This window comes from Psychrobacter sp. AOP3-A1-26 (genome assembly GCF_052378235.1).
In the GTDB taxonomy this organism is placed as follows: domain Bacteria; phylum Pseudomonadota; class Gammaproteobacteria; order Pseudomonadales; family Moraxellaceae; genus Psychrobacter.
The window spans coordinates 1-21,503 of the sequence record NZ_JBQSXN010000053.1; the positions used below are offsets into that span (position 1 = coordinate 1).

General features: G+C 44.5%; 17 protein-coding genes. 3 read left to right on the forward strand and 14 right to left on the reverse strand.

Annotated features, from left to right (window positions below; translation table 11 throughout):
- Positions 1 to 196: 196 nt before the first annotated feature.
- A complete protein-coding gene (locus tag ACT3TU_RS09495) occupies positions 197 to 1,000 on the reverse strand; it encodes a sulfite exporter TauE/SafE family protein (protein ID WP_192522690.1) in 804 nt (267 codons plus the stop codon).
- 220 nt (positions 1,001 to 1,220) lie between these two features.
- On the opposite strand from ACT3TU_RS09495, the gene ACT3TU_RS09500 reads away from it, so the two are divergent.
- Together ACT3TU_RS09500 and ACT3TU_RS09505 are read left to right on the forward strand one after the other, a co-directional pair.
- Positions 1,221 to 2,198, forward strand: coding sequence for a biotin--[acetyl-CoA-carboxylase] ligase (locus tag ACT3TU_RS09500; protein ID WP_192522685.1), 978 nt, complete (start codon positions 1,221 to 1,223; stop codon positions 2,196 to 2,198).
- An 82-nt stretch (positions 2,199 to 2,280) separates the two neighbouring features.
- Positions 2,281 to 3,009 carry a pantothenate kinase gene (locus ACT3TU_RS09505; protein ID WP_192522684.1) on the forward strand — a complete coding sequence of 243 codons (729 nt, stop codon included), beginning with the start codon at positions 2,281 to 2,283 and terminating at the stop codon, positions 3,007 to 3,009.
- 101 nt (positions 3,010 to 3,110) lie between these two features.
- Here ACT3TU_RS09505 and ACT3TU_RS09510 read toward each other — a convergent pair whose 3' ends face one another.
- The 12 genes from ACT3TU_RS09510 to ACT3TU_RS09565 all read right to left on the reverse strand — a co-directional run bounded on the left by ACT3TU_RS09510 (position 3,111) and on the right by ACT3TU_RS09565 (position 18,348).
- The gene (locus ACT3TU_RS09510; protein ID WP_192522683.1) at positions 3,111 to 3,614 is read right to left on the reverse strand and encodes an energy transducer TonB; all 504 of its coding nucleotides are present in this window, start codon (positions 3,612 to 3,614) and stop codon (positions 3,111 to 3,113) included.
- Between the two features lie 119 nt (positions 3,615 to 3,733).
- Positions 3,734 to 4,921: an isovaleryl-CoA dehydrogenase gene (locus ACT3TU_RS09515; RefSeq protein ID WP_192522682.1), complete on the reverse strand. Its 1,188-nt coding sequence runs from the start codon at positions 4,919 to 4,921 to the stop codon at positions 3,734 to 3,736.
- A gap of 196 nt (positions 4,922 to 5,117) precedes the next feature.
- A complete protein-coding gene (locus tag ACT3TU_RS09520; protein WP_444784317.1) occupies positions 5,118 to 6,038 on the reverse strand; it encodes a hydroxymethylglutaryl-CoA lyase in 921 nt (306 codons plus the stop codon).
- Between the two features lie 51 nt (positions 6,039 to 6,089).
- Entirely contained in the window at positions 6,090 to 8,213 is a 2,124-nt protein-coding gene (locus ACT3TU_RS09525; RefSeq protein WP_192529437.1) for an acetyl/propionyl/methylcrotonyl-CoA carboxylase subunit alpha, read from the reverse strand.
- Positions 8,214 to 8,243: 30 nt separating this feature from the next.
- Positions 8,244 to 9,050, reverse strand: coding sequence for an enoyl-CoA hydratase/isomerase family protein (locus tag ACT3TU_RS09530; RefSeq protein ID WP_192522679.1), 807 nt, complete (start codon positions 9,048 to 9,050; stop codon positions 8,244 to 8,246).
- A gap of 157 nt (positions 9,051 to 9,207) precedes the next feature.
- A complete protein-coding gene (locus ACT3TU_RS09535; RefSeq protein ID WP_192522678.1) occupies positions 9,208 to 10,818 on the reverse strand; it encodes a carboxyl transferase domain-containing protein in 1,611 nt (536 codons plus the stop codon).
- A 269-nt stretch (positions 10,819 to 11,087) separates the two neighbouring features.
- Positions 11,088 to 12,842: an AMP-binding protein gene (locus ACT3TU_RS09540; RefSeq protein ID WP_192522677.1), complete on the reverse strand. Its 1,755-nt coding sequence runs from the start codon at positions 12,840 to 12,842 to the stop codon at positions 11,088 to 11,090.
- Between the two features lie 508 nt (positions 12,843 to 13,350).
- Positions 13,351 to 14,634, reverse strand: a complete 1,284-nt coding sequence (locus ACT3TU_RS09545; protein WP_192522676.1) for an FAD-dependent oxidoreductase — start codon at positions 14,632 to 14,634, stop codon at positions 13,351 to 13,353.
- A gap of 171 nt (positions 14,635 to 14,805) precedes the next feature.
- Complete coding sequence (locus tag ACT3TU_RS09550; RefSeq protein WP_192522689.1) at positions 14,806 to 15,537, reverse strand: amino acid ABC transporter ATP-binding protein; 732 nt, start codon at positions 15,535 to 15,537, stop codon at positions 14,806 to 14,808.
- A gap of 316 nt (positions 15,538 to 15,853) precedes the next feature.
- Positions 15,854 to 16,525 carry an ABC transporter permease subunit gene (locus ACT3TU_RS09555; RefSeq protein WP_192522675.1) on the reverse strand — a complete coding sequence of 224 codons (672 nt, stop codon included), beginning with the start codon at positions 16,523 to 16,525 and terminating at the stop codon, positions 15,854 to 15,856.
- A complete protein-coding gene (locus tag ACT3TU_RS09560) occupies positions 16,522 to 17,268 on the reverse strand; it encodes an amino acid ABC transporter permease (RefSeq protein ID WP_192522674.1) in 747 nt (248 codons plus the stop codon). Before ACT3TU_RS09560 ends, ACT3TU_RS09555 begins: the two co-directional genes overlap by 4 nt.
- Positions 17,269 to 17,364: 96 nt before the next feature.
- Entirely contained in the window at positions 17,365 to 18,348 is a 984-nt protein-coding gene (locus tag ACT3TU_RS09565) for a glutamate/aspartate ABC transporter substrate-binding protein (protein ID WP_192522673.1), read from the reverse strand.
- 386 nt (positions 18,349 to 18,734) lie between these two features.
- Here ACT3TU_RS09565 and hslO point away from each other — a divergent pair, with 386 nt between their 5' ends.
- Positions 18,735 to 19,715: an Hsp33 family molecular chaperone HslO gene (gene hslO, locus ACT3TU_RS09570; RefSeq protein ID WP_192522672.1), complete on the forward strand. Its 981-nt coding sequence runs from the start codon at positions 18,735 to 18,737 to the stop codon at positions 19,713 to 19,715.
- A 69-nt stretch (positions 19,716 to 19,784) separates the two neighbouring features.
- Here hslO and ACT3TU_RS09575 read toward each other — a convergent pair whose 3' ends face one another.
- Complete coding sequence (locus ACT3TU_RS09575) at positions 19,785 to 21,242, reverse strand: PGAP1-like alpha/beta domain-containing protein (RefSeq protein WP_192522671.1); 1,458 nt, start codon at positions 21,240 to 21,242, stop codon at positions 19,785 to 19,787.
- Positions 21,243 to 21,503: the final 261 nt, after the last annotated feature.

Here is a 21,503-nt window from a genome sequence, read left to right on the forward strand (position 1 = left end):
TGTCTAACGATTCTAAACTCATCATTAAACTTATGAATGATAGGATGTTGAATTCTTGGTTTAGCTCTCTCTTTATAATACCGATTAGCAAACAACTTTAAAAAAGTTGGAAAATTTAAATAGAGAAATTCAATAAAGTGTTTTTTGATTGACATAACAAGACTCTAAATTTAATAGCTCGAATATTAAGGTTTAGTTAAATCACCCCAATTCCACTTAACAATAACTGCCCGCCCGCAAATAGCAGGAGCACGCCAAATGCACGTTTGAGCGTCAGCGCAGGTAAGACATGGGCAAGCTTGGCTCCGACTTTTGCCATCGCAAAACTGACCACTGAAATACATAAAAATCCTGAAATATGCACAAAGCCTATCGTGCCCTCAGGTAGATTAGCGACATCTTGACCGAACCATGCAAACCCTGCCGCGCCCGCCAGTGCAATCGGTAGACCGCAAGCGGCAGACGTCCCAACCGATTGCTTCATCGACAGTCCTGCCCAGTTTAAAAACGGTACGGTCAAACTGCCACCGCCAATCCCAAAAATAGATGACGCCATACCGATGCCAGTACCCGCCCCAAACTGTACGCCAGTAGATGGCAATGGTTTACCGAGCTGCTCTTTATTGGATAAGAACAACATTTTTAAGGCGACTAATAGTGCGCCAACACCGATAAGCGCTTGCAACACTTTGCCATCAATCATATCTGCGACGCCCGCGCCGACCAGACTGCCAATGACTAGACCCAATGCCATTTTTCGCCAGACTTCCCAGCGCACCCCGCCGCGCTTATTATGCGCCGTAAGTGAGCTGATTGAGGTCACTACAATGGTCGCAAGCGAGGTGCCAATGGCCAAATGGGTGACCACTTCTGGTGAAAAATCATACGCGGTAAAAATCCACACCAATGCTGGGACGATAATCATACCGCCACCGACCCCAAACAGACCCGCACTAACGCCAGCAAATGCTCCTGCAATCACAAACCATACATATAACATCATTCAATCAGCCTTTTATAATGCATCTCTTTCATCAAATTATTTATTTTGTTATCACTTATATAACACATTTTTAATTGCATTTGCCAAATCATAAACTGATCTTTATGCTGTCTATTTGATCCTGTTTATTAGCGACAGTTTTTATTAGCAACAGTCGCTCAGTATATCAAAGATTTCCAATGCTACATTTGCTCCCTTAACTACATCGACCAAACTTATGCCAACACTCGCCCATTTATCTGACGGCCTACCTCATTCGTTAGTGCTCGATCATTTGCCTGAACTCAACCATCGCCACCTTATTAGTAGCGGCTCTACCAATAGCCAGCTGATAGCAGACGTGCAGAATGGCACGCTCAATGCTGCTGAAATGCATCTATTGACTGCAGAAACCCAAAGCGCAGGACGTGGGCAACATGGGCGCTCGTGGCAGTCACCGCGTGGCAATGTTTATCTGTCGTTATATTATCCAGTGCATATGCCGATTAGCGGTTTATTGTCGTTAATTATCGGCGTTGAATTGGCTAAAATGCCAGTTATTCAAGTGCTAAATGAGCAACTGTGTGCACAAGGATTGACACCTATCGGGGTAAAATGGGCAAACGATTTAGGTTTTTATTCGCATCATTCTGCATTGAACTTATCTGAAAAAGAGACACATAAAAAAGCAAACCAAACCCTGCCTTTTCATAAGCTTGCAGGTATTTTGATAGAACCAGTCACCCAAGCTGGCAAGCTGGTTGGCGTAGTGATGGGCGTGGGTCTCAATGTACAAGCGACGCCGAAACTCACCGCGCAAACCTGTGAAGGCATGAGCTATCAAGCGATTAGCTTACAGGATATCGAGCGGATACTGGAGCCAAAAGCACCAGCAAGCAGTCTACCAAGCTTACGCGAGCTTTATCAGCAAATGAGCAAGGCGTTAATGGCGGCGATGACACGTTTTGAGCATTTGGGCTTAGAGAAGCCCACTGGTCAAACCTATAATTTGGACAGCTTCTTAAAACAGTTTGACTCGATGGATGCATTGGCAGGACTACGCTTGCGTGTTACTCAAGAACATAACGGCAAAACAGATAGCATCACGGGTTATGCATGCGGTATCGATACACATGGATGTTTGCAATTACGCCAAGATAACGGTAATATTTCTGCGCTTTTTACTGGACGCATCGACGTTATTTATCAAGTTTAAACCGCTTACCTAACGAGCACTAAAAGTGAACCAAATATCAGCTTAATGGTTGAAAATCACGTCACTCTATATAAGGATATTTATGCTCTGGCTTGATCTTGGAAACACCCGCCTTAAATACTGGCTAACCGATGATATCGGACAGATAGTCTCGCATGATGCCAAGCAACATTTGCAAGCGCCTGCTGAATTATTAATGGGTCTGACCGATCGCTTTGAGCGTTATGCGCCTCATTTTATCGGGATCTCGTCGGTACTCGGCGACGACCTCAACATAAAAGTTTCAGAGACGCTCAGTCGCCTTGATATTCCGTTTGAGTTTGTCCATGTCGATGCCAAGCACGCCTTGATGAAGAGCGCTTATAATGATGAACAACTTGGCTGTGATCGCTGGCTACAAATGCTTGGCGCCGTAGATAAGACCAAACGCCAGTGTGTGATTGGCTGCGGTACAGCGGTAACGATTGATTTGATAGATCATGCTGAGCATTTGGGCGGTTATATTTTCCCTAGCATCTATCTACAACGCGAGTCGCTATTTTCTGGTACCAAGCAAATTACCATCTCTAATGGCACCTTTGATAGTGTCGCTCAAGGAACTACCACCAAAGATGCGGTACATCGCGGAATTATGCTGTCCATCGTTGGGGCTATAAATGAGGTTAGCACGCGCCATCCTAACTTTGAGATTATCATGACCGGTGGTGACGCTGCCATTATTGCCCAACACGTCAACCGTCCAGTCCGCCTTCGCGATGATTTATTATTAAATGGTTTGGCACGCTATTTTGACCATGAAAAACAGTCATAATAGTTTGGAATGTTTACCAAATAACAATAAAAAAGCAGGACGTTTTAAGCGCCCTGCTTTTTTTGGTTTGAGCAAACTATAAAGAAAACTCTTATCACCAATTAGTGTGCTCGATATTTAAATGTAATGGGTAAACTAGCCCTTCCTTTTACTGCTTTCCCTTTCAACAGAAATGGCATCAAACGTCCTGTCTGAACCTGTCTAGCAGCCCTTCTATCAAAACACTTATTACCACTACTTTTTTCGACATATATTTTGGTTATTTCACCTTGCTTATCAACCTGAAACCCCAATGTTACTTCGAACTTCTGTTCCCTCCTAATCTTAACAGGTTCCCCAGTTTCCTCATCTAAGCATCTGACTGATCGTTTATTAAAAGAAAATTTTGGCGGCTGTAACCAATTTGCGTCTCGACTAGAAAACTGAATCACTTTTTCTGAATCAGATAAATCAACTAACTCTGCCTGCGCTGGCGTCATACTTACTGTCAATGCAAACAGTGCAAGTAGGCTAGTTAACAAACTATAAGTACTGATAGCTTTTATATTGGTTAACAAGTGAAAGGCTGTATTAAAAACTGGCTTAATGTGTAATTTACTGATCATATAAAAGTCTTTTATCCAAATCATTAAAATGTGCCACGCTATTGGATACATAACGTAGCACATTTTTAGATTTTAGAGCAGATATTTTGGATAAAAGTTTACTATTAACCCAAAGATATCTACTTAGTCTCGTTAAATAACTCACGACCGACCAACATACGGCGAATCTCACTGGTACCCGCGCCAATCTCATATAGCTTGGCATCGCGCCAGTAACGACCAAGCGGATACTCGTTGGTATAGCCATTACCACCAAATATTTGGATGCCCTCGCCTGCCATCCAAGTGGCTTTTTCGGCACACCATAAAATCACACTGGCACAATCTTTACGTACTTCTCGGCTATGACCGGCACCACGTTTGTCTAGCATATCGAGGTTTTTGCCAACGGTATATAAGAAGCTGCGACCCGCTTGCAAGATAGTATACATGTCTGCGACTTTACCTTGAATGAGCTGGAATTCGCCAATCGCTTGTCCAAACTGCTTACGATCATGAATGTAGGGCACGACGTTATCCATTACTGCTTGCATGATGCCGATAGGACCTGCAGCCAATACCGCACGCTCGTAATCGAGACCGCTCATCAAGACTTTAACGCCTTCGTTTAAATTGCCCAAGATATTTTCACGGGGAATTTTGACATTGTTAAAGGTCATCTCACCGGTATGACTACCGCGCATGCCGAGCTTGTCGAGCTTTTGCGCGGTGCCAAAACCTTCCATGCCTTTTTCAACGATAAAAGCGGTCATGCCTTTAGCACCGAGCTCTGGATTGGTCTTGGCATAAACCACCATCACGTCGGCATCAGGACCATTGGTAATCCACATTTTGCTACCATTTAAAATATAGCTACCGTCTTTTTCTTCTGCTTTCAGTTTCATACTAACGACATCTGAGCCAGCGCCCGTTTCGCTCATTGCTAAAGCACCGATGAACTCGCCGCTGATAAGTTTTGGCAGATACTTTTGTTTTTGTGCTTCGCTACCATTACGTTTGAGCTGATTGATACATAGATTTGAATGCGCACCATAGCTCAGCGCCACTGATGCAGACGCACGGCTAATCTCTTCCATCGCCACCATATGCGCGACATAGCCCATATCAGAACCGCCATATTCTTCAGGAACAGTAATGCCATGTAGACCAAGATCGCCCATTTTTTGCCATAAATCCATGGGGAACTCATCACTACTGTCTATCTCGGCAGCACGCGGGGTGATTTCTTTTGCAGCAAACTGTTGTACCACATCGCGTAAGGCGTCGATATCTTCGCCAAGCTGAAAATTCAATCCAGGTAAACTCATAACCATTCCTTGTATTTTAATGTTTTAAATTTGAATTTTAATCTGTTTTTTAAAGCCACTATATTTTCTATACTGGTTTTGATGCCATAGTCAATTCAATTTGAAAGTGGTACAAGGCAACCGAGTGTAGATGTATATTTAATACCTCAAGCGAGGTTAACGCGGTAACACTTTTATAGTGGATTGACTATATTGGTTAAGACTGACGTTTATTAATCAATGCTCGTGCCACGCTTGAGCCGTTAACTCGCCCTAAAAACTCACTGATGCGCTCGCCTGCCACTACTAATTTCTCTAAATCGATACCAGTATTGATACCCATACCATGCAGCATGTAGACCACGTCTTCGGTGGCGACATTACCCGTTGCACCTTTGGCATATGGGCAGCCGCCAAGTCCAGCGACTGAGGTATCAAATTCGCTGACGCCCATTTGTAAGGCGGCTAAAGTATTACTTAGTGCTTGACCGTAAGTGTCATGAAAATGCCCAGATAGCATGGCAATATCAGCGTACTCCAATGCAGCTTGTAGCGCACGCTGTACTTTCAGCGGCGTGCCAACACCAATCGTATCCGCAATACCGATTTGCTCAGCGCCAATCTCAACTAATTTTTTAGTCACATACGCCACTTGGCTTGGGTCAATCTCACCTTCATAAGGGCAGCCGACGGTGCAAGAGATAACGCCGCGCACCTTGATGCCTTGCGCTTTTGCTGCAGCGGCAACGGGCGCGAAACGCTCAATGCTTTCATCAATACTGCAATTGATGTTCTTTTGGCTAAAGGTCTCACTGGCTGAGCCAAAGATGACGATTTCATCAGGGCGATGCAAAATAGCATTCTCAAAACCGCGCATATTCGGTACGAGTACCGAGTAACAAACGTCCGAGTGACGTGTCGGTGCAAGTGCTTCGAGCAGCGCACTATTATCACCCATCTGCGGTACCCATTTTGGCGAGACAAAACTGGTGGCTTCAAGTTTCTTTATACCTGCTGCAATTAAATCATCGATAAGTGCTTGCTTTACTGCCGTCGGCACCGTCATTGACTCGTTTTGTAAGCCATCGCGTGGACTGACATCGACGATGGTGACGTGCTTTGGATACGATATACTCATGCTAATCATCCTTTTTACTTATTCACCTTGTTATTACTCGTCTGTCCGCTATCAGCTTTCCGTATCGATACGCAACAGCTCATCACCATCAGCAACCGAGTCGCCCGCCGCAAATAATAACTCTGCCACCACGCCATCGGTTGGTGCTGTAATAGTATGCTCAATTTTCATCGCTTCAATGACAGCTAATGGCTCGCCTTCTTTGACCGTGTCGCCAACGGCTACTTTAAATGCCACTACCTGACCCGGCATCGGTGATTTCAAACTACCAACCGCAGCGCTATCTTCGCCGACGTGCGCCATGATATCGACCAGTGTAATTTCATCTCGTCCATTATCGGTAAAGACATAAACGGTTTCTTTATTTGTCCAACTTTGAACATTGACCCGTGCGCCCTCCAACCATAACGTATGATTATACGCGTCAATACTGTTATAGCTAACTTGACCTTCATAGACCATTTCTGTCTGGGCGGCTATATTAATATTGCTATTCTCTTCAGTATTGGCGATTTCTTTTTCAATGACCAGCGCAAAGCTACTGAGGCTATCGCTGCCTTTTTTGCTGTCTGAGCAATTAGCATTGTGCCAATTACTAATACGAGCGTTATAAGACTTCTCATCATAAACCAAGCTAAACGAGCGCGTATAATCGCTAAAGGCACGAAAGCCTATCGGTTTACTAAATGGGTCTGCACCTGTACTTTTCGCTGTTTGCGCTGCCGCTTCACTGGCAAGCTGCTGGGTAATAGCCGTCACTGCAAGCGTCGATAGCGCAAGCGGATGCTGATCAAACAACTCATCACGCTCACGTTCTATCAGCGCCGTATCAAGATTGGCTTGGCTAAATGATTCGGTATTTATAATATAACGTAAAAATGCCACGTTATTTGGCAGACCGACGATGCGCGTTTGTGCCAGTGCACGATCAAGTTTGGCCAATGCTTGCTCACGAGTGGGTGCATGGACGATAAGCTTGGCAATCATAGAGTCATAGAACGGGCTGATGACATCACCTTCGCGGACGCCATCGTCGATACGCACATCTGCGCTGTTTTTATTAATAACAAAAGTGCTATGCTCGGGCTTTTGATAGGTAAATAAAGTACCCGTCGCTGGTAGAAACCCATTGTCAGGATTTTCAGCACAAATACGTGCTTCAATCGCATGACCATTAATAGCCAAGTCTGCTTGTTTTTTAGGTAACGGCTGACCTGCTGCGACTAATAGCTGCCATTCAACCAAATCCACACCCGAAATGGCTTCACTAACGGGATGCTCAACTTGTAGACGAGTATTCATTTCCATAAAATAAAAGTTCATCGAGTCTTCGCGTTGTTCAACAATAAACTCAACTGTGCCAGCGCCTACATAATCAACGGCACGCGCCGCTTCAATCGCCGCTGTTCCCATCGCCTCACGCATAGCTGCATCGACACCGGGTGCGGGGGCTTCTTCTAGTACCTTTTGGTGGCGACGCTGTACTGAGCAATCGCGCTCAAACAGATGCACATAATTGCCATGCGTATCACCGAATACTTGGATTTCGATGTGACGTGGTTTTAGGGCATATTTTTCGACCAACACCTGATCATTACCAAAGCTGGTAATGGCTTCACGGCGACAGGATTCTAGTAACTCAATAAACTCGCTAGACTGCTCGACGATACGCATGCCCTTACCGCCGCCACCGGCACTGGCTTTAATCAATACCGGATAGCCAATATTATCAGCTTGCTGCTTCAAAAAATCCGCATCTTGATTGTCGCCGTGATAACCGGGTATCAGCGGTACGCCAGCCGCTTCCATCAAGCGTTTAGACTCCGACTTACCGCCCATGGCGCGAATAGCGTCTGCTGATGGACCGATAAAAACCAATCCTGCATCTTGACAAGCCTGCGCAAAATCTGCATTTTCACTCAAAAACCCATAACCTGGGTGAATCGCTTGTGCGCCAACATCGAGGGCAATCGCTATGATAGCATCGCCTTTAAGATAGCTGTCTTTTGGCGCAGAGCCACCCAAGTAAATCGCTTCATCACAGACCGCGACATGCTTAGCCTCACGATCAGCATCAGAGTAAACAGCGACGGTACTCACACCTAGACGCTTGGCAGTCGCAGCAACACGGCAGGCAATTTCACCACGGTTGGCGATTAGAATTTTAGAAAACATAACGATCCCTGTCTCTTGTGATTTTTATTATTAATCAGCTATCAGCCAATCAGGCTTACGCTTTTGCAAAAATGCTTGCACACCTTCTTTTCCTTGCTCTGACGAGCGGATATCGGCGATACCTTTAACCGTATCAGCGATTAATTCATCGGTAATATCTGCACCTGCGACGTCATGTAATAAACGCTTGCAGGTTTTGACCGCGTCAGGGCTGTTTTTGACCACTTTAGCGCAGAATGCTGCAACCGCACCATCAAGCGACTCTTCGCTGACGCGCTCATGCACAAAGCCGAGCTGACGCGCTTTTTTGGCATCAAAAACTTCAGCGCTGAGGAAGTAACGCTGCGATGCTCGTGCGCCCAATGCGCGTATCACATAAGGGCTGATAGTGGCAGGCGCTAATCCTAAACGGACTTCACTTAAACAGAAATTGGCTGTTTTGACAGCAATGGCTACATCGCAAACGGCAACCAAACCCATACCGCCTGCATACACATCCCCTTGGATAGCAGCAACCGTCGGTTTCGGACATTCATAAATAGTCTTCAGCATTTGTGCTAACTTATCCGCATCTGCTAGGTTTTCTTCATAGCTATAGTCTGCCATGGCCCGCATCCAATTAAGATCCGCACCTGCGCAAAACGCTTTCCCAGTAGCGGCTAAGACTATAACGCGTACGTCGTCATTAGCGCCAAGCGCCTTGAAAGTATCGGTCAACTCAGCAATCATCTCATCGTTAAAGGCATTACGTATCTCAGGGCGATTTAAGATTACCGTCGCCACATGCTGCTCAATATTAACCAATAGACTTTTATAGTTATTCAGATTTTGTTGCATAACTTTCTCTATATTTTATGTAAATACTTAAAAAACTCTGGATCAATCCATAATAATATTAATACAAGAAAACCGAGTACAAATCGTACTTCTTAAAAAGTTGTCGCAGCAGCCTCTTATAATGAAAAAAACTTATTATGGGCAGACATTAAAACTCTTACATTCTAAAGACACCAAAGCTTGTCCCTTCAATCGGGGCGTTATGAGCCGCACTAAGCGCTAATGCCAACACATTACGGGTATCAGCAGGATCAATCACCCCGTCATCCCATAAACGAGCCGTGGCATAATAAGGGTGACCTTGCTCTTCGTACATCTCACGTATTGGCGCTTTAAATGCCGCTTCGTCTTCGTCGCTCCACGCTTCGCCTTTACGGTCAAAGTTATCACGCTTGACCGTTGCCAAGACCGACGCTGCTTGCTCGCCGCCCATCACAGAAATTCGCGCACTTGGCCACATCCATAAGAAGCGCGGACTATAAGCACGGCCACACATGCCGTAGTTACCCGCACCAAATGAGCCACCAACGATGACAGTAAATTTTGGCACTTTAGCATTCGCCACCGCCATTACCATCTTGGCGCCATGACGAGCGATACCTTCGTTTTCATATTTACGACCGACCATAAAGCCGGTGATATTTTGTAGGAATACCAATGGAATTTTGCGTTTACAGCACAGCTCAATAAAATGCGTACCTTTTTGCGCTGATTCACTAAATAAAATACCGTTATTGGCAATAATCCCCACTGGCATGCCTTCGATATGGGCGAATCCACAAACCAGCGTGGTGCCAAAACGCGCTTTAAACTCATCAAAGGCGCTGTCATCGACGATACGAGCAATGATTTCTTTAATATCGAACGGCTTACGTTTATCGGTTGGAATAATTCCGTATAATTCTTTGGCATCATAACGTGGTGGAAGCGGCTCGATTTGATTCGGAATGTGCTTAGCAGGACGATTTAAATGACTGACGATATTACGGGCGATTGATAATGCATGCGTATCGTTTTGCGCCAAATGATCAACCACGCCTGACAGACGGGTATGGACATCACCGCCTCCCAAATCTTCTGCTGTAACTTCTTCGCCGGTTGCGGCTTTTACCAATGGCGGACCACCCAAAAAGATGGTTCCTTGGTCTTTGACAATAATAGACTCATCACTCATCGCTGGTACATAAGCGCCGCCTGCCGTACAGCTACCCATTACCACGGCGATTTGTGGAATACCAGCGGCACTAAGATTGGCTTGATTAAAGAAGATACGCCCGAAATGCTCTTTATCTGGGAATACCTCATCTTGATTGGGCAAGTTTGCACCACCAGAATCAACCAAGTAAACACACGGCAAATGATTTTCTTGGGCAATTTCCTGCGCACGTAAATGTTTCTTGACCGTCATGGGAAAGTAAGTACCGCCCTTAACGGTGGCGTCATTACAGACAATCATACACTCGGTGCCGTTAATGCGGCCGATACCAGCAATCACGCCAGCCGCTGGAATATCTTCACCATACATGTCATGCGCTGCCATTGGCGCCACTTCTAAAAATGATGTACCAACATCCAGCAAACGCTCGACACGCTCGCGAGGTAAGAGTTTGCCTCGCGCTAAATGCTTGGCTCTCGCACGCTCGGAGCCACCTTGGGCAACTTTACGCAAGTGACCATATAAGTCATCAACCACTTCTTGCATAGCGGCACTGTTTTGCTGAAATTCAGCGGCGTTTGGACTCAATTTACTGGTTATAATAGCGCTCATGATATCCCTTTTCTTTGATGCGTAAATGCGAGTAGCTTGTTATGCGAATTATTCTAACTACTGGTTATTTTATTATTTACTCGTGTTCGTATAGTCATTTCGATTTACAATCGATACAGCGAGATTTGGGTGAATTTTTTGCAGCCTCTGTCGGCGTAGGCACAGCAAGCCAGAAAAATCCATACGAATCTCGCGTCATAACATAACGTATTTATTTCATTTGGTATCAACTATAACTTTTAATAAACTAGACATAATAGTTAAATTAACTATAAGCCCAACTCTTCTTTCATCTGCTCAATGATTTTATATTTCTGAATTTTACCAGTGATGGTCATCGGGTATTCGGTGACGAAACGATAATAGGTCGGCACTTTATAATGGGCAATATGCTCACTACAGAACTGACGCACTTCTTCTTCGGTCAAGCAGCCCTCTTCTCTAGGAATAATCCAAGCAGCCAGCACTTCGCCATACCGCTTATCTGGTATACCTACAATTTGCACGTCACGGATTTTAGGATGACGGTATAGATAGTTCTCGACTTCTACTGGATAGATATTTTCACCGCCGCGGATGACCATATCTTTACTACGACCGACGACTTTGACATAGCCGTCCTCATCCATCGTTGCCAAATCACCCGTATGCATCCAGCCATCTTGAATCGCTTCGCGGGTTTTAAAGCGACTGCCCCAATAGCCTTTCATCACTGAATAACCACGTGTGAGTAGCTCGCCAGTTTCACCTAACGCTACAATCTCGCCAGACTCGATATCGACGACTTTAACTTCGAGCGCCGGCTGCACCAGTCCTACGGTCGAGACCTGTTTATCTAAAGGCGTATGTTCATTGGTCTGACAAGAAACTGGACTGGTTTCGGTCATTCCATAAGCAATGGTGACCTCTTTCATATGCATCTCATCGATGACGCGGCGCATCACCTCAATCGGGCAGCTAGAGCCGGCCATAATGCCAGTACGCAAGGTCGATAAATCAAAGTTTTTAAATTCAGGATGGTCGAGTTCGGCGATAAACATTGTTGGCACGCCATGGAGACCTGTACACTTTTCTTCTTCGACTGCTTTTAATACTGACAATGGCTCAAAACCATCGTTCGGATAAACGATACAACCGCCATGTGTCAGTATTGCTAAGTTACCGAGCACCATACCAAAGCAATGATATAACGGTACGGGAATACACAGCCTATCTTTTTCAGTGAGATTCATCGCCTCACCGATAAAGTAGCCATTATTAAGGATATTACGATGGCTTAACGTTGCGCCTTTTGGCGTGCCCGTCGTACCGCTAGTGAATTGAACATTGATAGCATCGGTATTTTTAAGCTGCGCCTGACGCTCCGCCACTCGTGGATCGTTGGCATCACCTTCAGCCATCCATGCAGAAAACTTCTGCATAAAGTGAAATTCTTCATCAGAATCTGGCTCGTCAATCCAAATGATACGCTCAATCGTTGGAATCTCGACCAAATCAAGCTGGGTATAGTCTTTATGATAAATCTCAGGACATAATTCACGGATTAATTGTGCATAATCACTGGTTTTAAAATGACGCATCAGCACCAACGCTGAGCAGCCCAATTTATTCAGCGCATATTGCAATTCAAAAGTACGGTAGGCAGGATTGATATTGACAAGAATGATGCCAATCTTTGCGGTCGCCAGTTGCATGAGTAGCCATTCGGCATTGTTATGCGACCAGATACCGATACGATCGCCAATCTCAAGCCCCATTTCAATCATGCTGCTGGCGAGTTGATTAACTTGCTGTTGCAGCTCACGATAGGTCCAACGGATGTTTTGGTGACGGACGACCAGCGCTTCACGCTCAGGATATTTAAAAACAATGGCATCAAAAAAATCACCAATTGTTGCTTCAATCAGTGGGACGTCAGGGCCTGTGTCATAGCTTTGGGTGAGTGGCGCGTTTGACGAGCGAGCGCCCATATTGATACTAGGAATATTATTAAGAATGCTATCGAAGTCAATAGTTTGGGTCATAACGAGTCCTTTCGTTTTACTTTTTATGGCACGTATAAATTGTGCTTATTAATCGCCTGTAGACAAGTCCTTCTTCCTTGAATAGGTCTTACATCGTGTGAACTACTATAACGCTATCAATGAAAGCCTGTCAATCACAGCAATACAATATGTATCATTTAATTAAGTTATAGAAATAACTACTCTATAAAAGATACCATAAAAACATGGCAAACATTTGACACAAAAAAGCCAGTCAGGCATTTACTGCACGGCTGGCTTTTTGATGAGAATGGCGGTAATAAAAATTGAGAATCAAGCTTTAGATCTATTATTATAATTAAACTATACTTGATTAACCTTAAAGCGTACAGTGCTATTGCTATAAATTTTTCGCAGCCTCTGTCACGCTTGCGAACAGCAAGCTAGAAAGAAATTCTAGCAGTAGCACGTTAATGTGAATGATTCTTTTTTATTTAGACCTGGCTATACAAATTCTGGATATAGACACGGTTTAATCTTGCAACGATTAGACTTTAACCGTTGGCGGTGCTTTAATCGTTACCGTCGCACTGACTTCATTGTTATCATCGAGCAAGTCCATGATAAGCTCATCATCATTTTCACTGCTCACTTGCCAGTTACCAGAAGCTTGCGGCACACCTGTTGCCATGACCGATATTGCTTTGTTTTTTAGACGAATCATCGGCGGTTTATGCTCATAGCCGCTATGTTCTAAACCTAAGATATCATCAGCAATGGTCGCTGCCTGCGCGCGTAACGGGGCCACATAACGGCAAGCAACACCATTAATCGACATACAATCACCGATGGCATAAATATTATCGGTGTTGGTACGCAGCGTCGGCGCATCAACTACGATACCAGTACGGCGATCAAACTCGACTCCTGCCGCTGTTGGCAATTTACCATCGACCGTCAAACCCGTACTGGCAATCATATGGTCGACAATCAATGGCTCTGTTTGTATAGTTGACTTAGCAGCGCTATCTTCTGAATCAGAGTGAAGCGGCTCATAGCTGACTTGCAACTTTTCACCATGGTTACCATCACTGATACGAATAACATCTGTTACCTGATAGCCGCCCAAAAAGTTAATCCCTTGCGATTTCACTGCTTGGGCAATACGCGCAGTGGCTTTTGCTGGCAGCATTTGTGATAGCGGCGCATCATTTAAATCAATCAATGTTACTTGATGACCCGCTTTTAATAAATCCTCGGCAATCTCAGTACCCACCATGCCTGCACCAACAATAGCCACATGCTGGCTACCTGCTGCTAGCTTTTCTTGTAATTGCCCAAAGCGCTCGATATGGTTGACATGCCAAACCAAATCTTCTGGTAGGCTTTGGGGAAAAATAGGATGCGCACCCATCGCCAGTACCAGCTTGTCATAGCTGATCGTTGCGTAATTGGTATAAACAGGATCTGAGCGCAGCGCCGAGACAAGCTGTAATTGTTGCGTGGCAGCATCAATATCCGTCACCTGCGTATTGGCCAGTAGGGTTACTTGCGCGGCTTTTGCAGCATCAATACCAGTCGCTCGCACCAAATCTGCCGCGCTTTTCTTTTGGCTAATCGCCATGGTTAGCATGGGCTTGTGATAACGGTCGCCATCATCTGTTGTGATTAAAGTAATCGGAATGTCTTTATCTTTAGCACGAATGGCATCAATAACATGCCAGCCTGCCAAACCTGCCCCAATGATAACAATGCCTTGTTTAGACTCTTTCGACTCTTTAGACATGGATGATGGGGATGTGGTTGATGGTAATATAGTTTCTGCGCTCATATTGGCTCCAATATAGACGGGGGATTGTTTTCATTTTGGGATAATTGACCGCCATTATATCAGTATACACACAGTCACTGACATTAACAGGATTGTTAAATCGATAAATCAATGACCAAAAAAAGCGCCTAAAAATAGACGCTTTTGATAAATTAATCTTAAATGCTATCTTTAATGATTCAAAATTTTTGATAAGAACATTTGCGCGCGGTCACTTTTTGCACCTTCAAAGAACTCATCCTTACTACAGTTCTCAACGATATGCCCCTCATCCATAAAGATAATACGGTTGGCGACCTGACTGGCAAAGCCCATCTCATGAGTCACACACATCATGGTCATGCCATCGCGGGTCAGCTCGACCATGACATCAAGCACCTCCTGAATCATCTCTGGATCAAGCGCCGAGGTTGGTTCATCAAACAGCATGGCGACTGGGTCCATCGCAAGCGCGCGAGCAATCGCTACCCGCTGCTGCTGACCGCCAGACAGCTCAGCGGGATACTTCGCTGCCTGTACTGTGAGTCCGACACGGTCTAGATAAGCCATGGCCTTTTGCTTAGCCTCAGACTCTTTACGGCCCAATACTTTGACTTGGGCGACCGTCAGGTTATCAATAATCGTTAGATGCGGAAACAGCTCAAAATGCTGAAACACCATACCGACACTGCTGCGGAGTTTGGGTAAATTGGTCTTTGCTGCGCCAACAGAGATACCGTTGACCAAGATTTCACCTTTTTTAAAAGGTTCCAGTCCATTGACTGTCTTGATCAAGGTCGACTTACCGCTACCCGATGGACCACAAACGACTACCACATCGCCTTTGTGCACATGCGCGGTACAGTCAGTCAGTACTTGAAAATCGCCATACCACTTGCTGACATCAGTCATTTTAATGACCATCTCATCACTAGCATGACCATTATCGGTGACCAGTCCGCCAAAGGCATTTAGGTACGTATCAGCATTGCTCATCACTGGCTCCTAACCACATTATTTTCGACAATATTTATTAAATAAAGCTTCTAAAGCGAAATATTTTTAAAGATACTTTTATTATTAAAATCTAAAACTATAGTTGGTTCTAAATAAAACAGATACATTATGATATGACGCAGAACTGGTATAAATTTTTCTTGCTTGCTGTGTCTACGCTGACAGAGGCTGCAAAAAATGTATACCAGTCCCGCTGTACCGCTTTTATATTGAACTTACTATATTAAAATCTGAAACGCTTTTGCAATTGCTGCACGCCAATCGACGCGCTTAAACTAATGACAAAATAAACAGCACCCGCCCCTAAGATATAAGGCGTTAATAAACCCATTAACTCACCACGAACATAGGCGGCACGGAAAAAGTCCGTCAAACCGATGGCAAAGACCAGGGTCGTATCTTGAAATAAAATAATACATTGCTGCAAAATTAATGGCAGCATCTTACGAAATGCTTGCGGCAAAATAACCAAACGCATGGTCTGCCCATAGGTCATGCCCAGCGCTTTCGCTGCATTGACCTGCCCACTACCAATCGACTGAATACCAGCGCGCACCACCTCTGAAAAATAAGCCGCCTCAAACATCATAAAAGCGACCACACACGAGGTAAAAGCAGTATCAAGTTGCAGATACTTACCGGCTATCCAAAAATAAATCATCGGTACAGCAAAATAAAACCACAGCAATACCAGTAATAGCGGGACTGAGCGGAAGTAATTGACGTATAGCTTGGCAGGAATTTCTAACGCCTTGATACCAGATAAGCGCATCAACGCCAATACCGTACCCAAACTAATACCACCAAGAATGGCCAAAAACAATACTTTTAGAGTGGTAATCATGCCACCCATCAAACCTGGATAAGCCGTTGCAAGCTCAGTCATCATATTCATTTCTGACTCCCTGCAATAAGCCCAGGCACGCGCAATTTACGCTCGATTAATCCCATAATAGCTATCAACGACAGATTAAATACCAAATAAATAATGGTCGCATAGGTATAAATTTCGAGGCTGTTTTGGGTATATTCACTGATGGTTTTGGTCTGGCTAATCAGCTCCATGACCCCGACCAAAGACGCCACCGACGCGTTTTTAAAACAGTTGGTCAGCTCTGAGCTAAGCGGGGGAAGAATAACGCGAAACGCTTGTGGTAACAGCACTTCTTTATAAGCTTGTGGAATACTGAATCCCAGCGCATAGGCGGCATTGATTTGCCCTTCAGGCAACGATTCGATACCAGTACGTACTTGCTCGACAATACGCGCCGCGGTAAATAAGCCAAGACCAATACTCGCTGATAGCATGGCGGAGGTATTTGGAGACAAGTCTTTATACCACCACTCTTGAATCGTCGGCGTGAGCCAACCAGGGGCAATATAAAACCAAAAAAATAGTTGAACAAGCAAAGGAATATTACGAAAAAAAGTCACATAAGCCGTACCAATTGCACGGGCGGCTTTATTGGGTAAGGTGCGCATGATGCCAAACACAGTACCCACGACCATGGCTATAGCCCAGGCTATACTACCAATCAATAGTAACCAGCCAAGACCCGTAATCATCCAATGGAGATAAAGCTCGTTACCGATACCCGTTTGCTCAAAGAGCACACCCCAGTTCCAGCTATAATTCATGGTCGTCTCTCCGAACAACGGTTAAAAAGCCTACGTGCGCAGACAGACATTGATCTCAGTCGGCACGCGTAAGCAAGCTATGCTAAAAAACAACCATTATTCTGCCGTCGCAACTTTCGGCTGAGTACCATCATGTGGATTGGCAATCAGGGCTTTTAAGTTGTCAGACATCTCAAAGTTTAGATTGACGTTTTTTGGTGGAATTGGGTTTAAGAACCATTTGTCATAGATGGCATTGATTTCGCCTGACTTAAAGACATTGGCTAACGCTTCATCAACGACCGCTTTGAATTCAGGGTCATCCTTACGCATCATACAACCATAAATCTCAAACGATTGTGGTTCACCAACGATGACCCATTCATCAGGATTTTTTGCTTTGGCTTTTTCGCCAGCCAGCAACACATCATCCATCATAAAGGCATCAGCACGACCATTTTCTAGCATCAGGAAGCCTTCGCCATGATCTTTTGCTGAAATGATATTGGTATCCATTTTGTTTTCGTCATTGTACTGACGGATATAACGCTCTGAGGTCGTCCCTGCGGTAGTGACCAGTGTTTTACCTTTTAGGTCTTCAAAGTCTTGAATGCCAGAGTTTTTGTTGGTCAATAGACGCGTACCAATTTCAAAGAAGCCGTTAGAGAAACCAACTTGCTTTTGACGCTCTTCGTTGTTGGTGGTTGAGCCACACTCAAAGTCTACCGTACCGTTTTGTACCAATGGAATTCGCGTTTGCGAGGTGATGAGGTTATAGCGAATTTTTAGATCGGGCATATTCAGTTTTTCTTTTACCGCATCCACCACTTTCATCTCTAAATCGTGCGCATAACCAATCGGCTGATTAGGATCGTCAGCGATATAAGAAAATGGAATAGAGGAATCACGGTGGCCGACTACGATAGTGCCCGAGTCTTTAATCTTTTTTAAGGTGCCATTAGCATTTGCTGCCGCTTCTGTGGTGTTTTCACCATCTGCTGGCGTCGCTTCAGTGGTGGCTTGATTGCTGTTATTACAACCTGCTAGGCCTAGCGCCATAAAGGCAGCCAGAGTCAACGGTTTGGAAAGTGAGTAGCTCATGGGATACATCCTTTTATCACATTAACACAAGATTGAATGAGTGCTTGGACGACGTAAGTCTTATTCGTTGACCTGATTGCCACGCATCCATGCGGTTGTTGCTATTACTTATCACAATGCAACTTAATGTTACTGTACAACAAATTGGCGTGCGAAGGTAAACTTTTTTTGATGAGTGTTATATTTAATAATTTCAGGCTTATACACTTTGGGCTATCAAATAAAACAAACGCTATGAGCAAGTATATTCATCGCTGTTTAAAAAATTCATACTGACATTTATTATTTATACCTCCCTTCAAAATACTGAAAAATCTATAAGCACAATTGATAAATCACGATGAATCCCCATAAAGCTAACAACTTCTTAATACTATAAACGACCTATGACACAAGATACGCAGACCCCAAGTAATGACGACCAAACCACTGACAACCATAGCGAAAACGACGTCCGTCAACGCTTTTTTATTGAAGATTCACCAGTGCGCGGTGATGTGGTGCGCCTATCACGCAGCTATGCGAGCACTATTGCCCAAAAGCCCTACCCCGAAGCGCTGAAACGTTTATTGGGCGAGATGCTAACGGCAGCGAGCTTGCTAATCAGCACCGTTAAAATCAACGGCCGCTTGTCGATTCAATTGCAATCATCTGATAGCGATAGCTTACTCAATTGGGCGATGGCTGAGTGTGACCAAAACGGTATCATCCGCGCGCTTGCCAGCTGGAAAGGTGACACTGAAGCGCAAGTACAGGCTTGGGAAAACATGACCCATGCCAAAGAAGCTTTTGCTGAGCTGGGTGCGACGGGGCAAGGCGTGCTGTTTATTAATATCCAGCCCGAAGGCGGCGAACCGTATCAAGGTATCGTTGAGCGTAGCCATGACAATTTGGCGGACTGCTTAGCCCATTATCAAAAGCAATCGGCACAAATCCCGACGCTCATTAACTTGGCCTCTGATGGCTTGCAAGCTGGTGGTATCTTGGTACAAATGCTACCGCGTACGGCGGCAGAAACCTATGAAGTCGAGCAAAATGAAGACGCTGGTATCGATGATGATTTGTGGACGCGTTTGAGCATTTTAACCCGCACGGTCAAGGCAAAAGAGCTGACCACGCTGGATACTAACGAAATTCTTTATCGCTTATATAATGAAGAAAATGTCGTTGCTCCTGCTCCTGTGCCATTATCTTTTGGTTGTACCTGCTCTCGCGAGAAATGCGAGACAGCCATCGAGCAAATCGGTGAAGCGGAAGCGTTAGATATCGTCGAAGAGCAAGGCGGAACTTTTGAGATGGATTGCGGATTTTGCGGTGAAGTTTACAAGTTTAATAAAGACGATGTGGCAGCGATATTTGCTGAGTAGTATTTAACCGAATGAGCAATAAAAACCCCTCAAGTATGATGCTTGAGGGGTTTTTATTGCTTTTATTATTTAAGCTTCATCCTCTACCGGATAAGAGTAGATACGAGAGTCAATGCCATATTTTTCTTCATGTGCATCGCCCAGTTTATTCTCTAACAGCCAAGCAACGACTTGCTGATGTACTCTATCGTTATAAATGAGATTCATATGATTGACACCATAAAAAATCGCCTTATGACCCTCTGGTACTGCCAAAGTATGCTCTTCGGTATATTCACCAAGTGCCGATTCTACTGAAACCAGTCCATCACCCAGTAAGCTTGTGGTTTTATTTTCATAATGCGTCTCAATCATAGCCGCCGCCACTAAATAGGTATTCACATGCAAAGGTAGGCGCGTTGGATGACGGAACTCTGCTGGCAATACACTGCGCCCTTCTAAAGACTTCCAGTCGGCATCGCGAATACTGCCATAACGCAAATCAATAATACCCGCACTACGCAAATCGCCCAACTTGGCCAATGACCCTGCAAAAGGCAGTTTAGCGATTTTATATTGCACAAAATTACCAATCCGCTCCAAACTCGCGCCATGATGCGGCGAGCCTAAAGTGACAAGATTGCCGACGCGCTCCACCCAGCTAAAGCCTTGTTCTTTACCATAAAACAGCGCGCTACGACTCACCAACCCCCCCATACTGTGACCGATTAAATCGATCTGGGTGATATCAGGATGACTATCGAGCATGTTTTGCAACACTCTAGCAAAGCTGCGTCCATTACTAGAGATACGGCGACCTGTATTGTAATTTAAATACAAAACGGTCGAATCTGACATCTTGTTGACCAGCGTATCACCTAGATTATCCTCTCCAGATACCTGCCAGCTTAAATGACTCATGCAAAGCCCGTGGCATAAAACAATCACCCGCCCTGATAACTCGCCACTTTGAATACAATTATTTTTATCATACAACGTCATCGAAACTGCCAGTGGATTGTCATGATTGATGAGATGATCGCCCATCACGCCATTTAAAATATTAACGAGGCGGCGTAAGTTTTTCGGTAGCGGTTGTACTTTTTTTGGTTTCACAACATTGTTATAGAGTCGCAGTCCAACAGCGATGTTGTTGCCAACCAATTGCATCGCATTGCGTACCGTGCCATAAATTCGCCCCGTGATACCGCGCTGCCATCGATTGAGATTGCCTTCATTAAAACGCCCTAACGGACGTAACAGAACTTCACGATGGATGGCCTCTACGATATCGGTGACCTCAACCACGCCCATCGTTGCAAGCTGGGCCAAGCCTTCAAAAAAATCAACCAAAGAGATAGGTTGATACGGCTGGCTATCATTATTATCTACAACTTCTGCTGACTGCTCATCCATATAAATATATTCAAGCTTATCCAACTCTTCATACACATCACCTTGAAAGTCAGATTCGCTATCGGTTTCAGGTGGACGCCGAGTTGTCGCAAATAAATCATGAATGGTATTTAGGGATTTTGGACTGCGCATAATTTTTATACATCAAGCAATGGAGGGGAGTTTGCCATACTATCCTGTAAAGATGACAAACAGAAGAAAATCATTTAACTATCGGGTAGTTTTATTGTCACGATACATTTTTATTATCATAATACATTCGTCAAAAAAACCCCAAATCAAATTTGAGGTTAGTTTAACCTGCTCCTGACTATAGATTTTTCTTACTTGCTGTGCGCAGGTGCGACAGAGGCTAAAAAAACCTATAATTGTTAGCACTATATTGTTTATAAA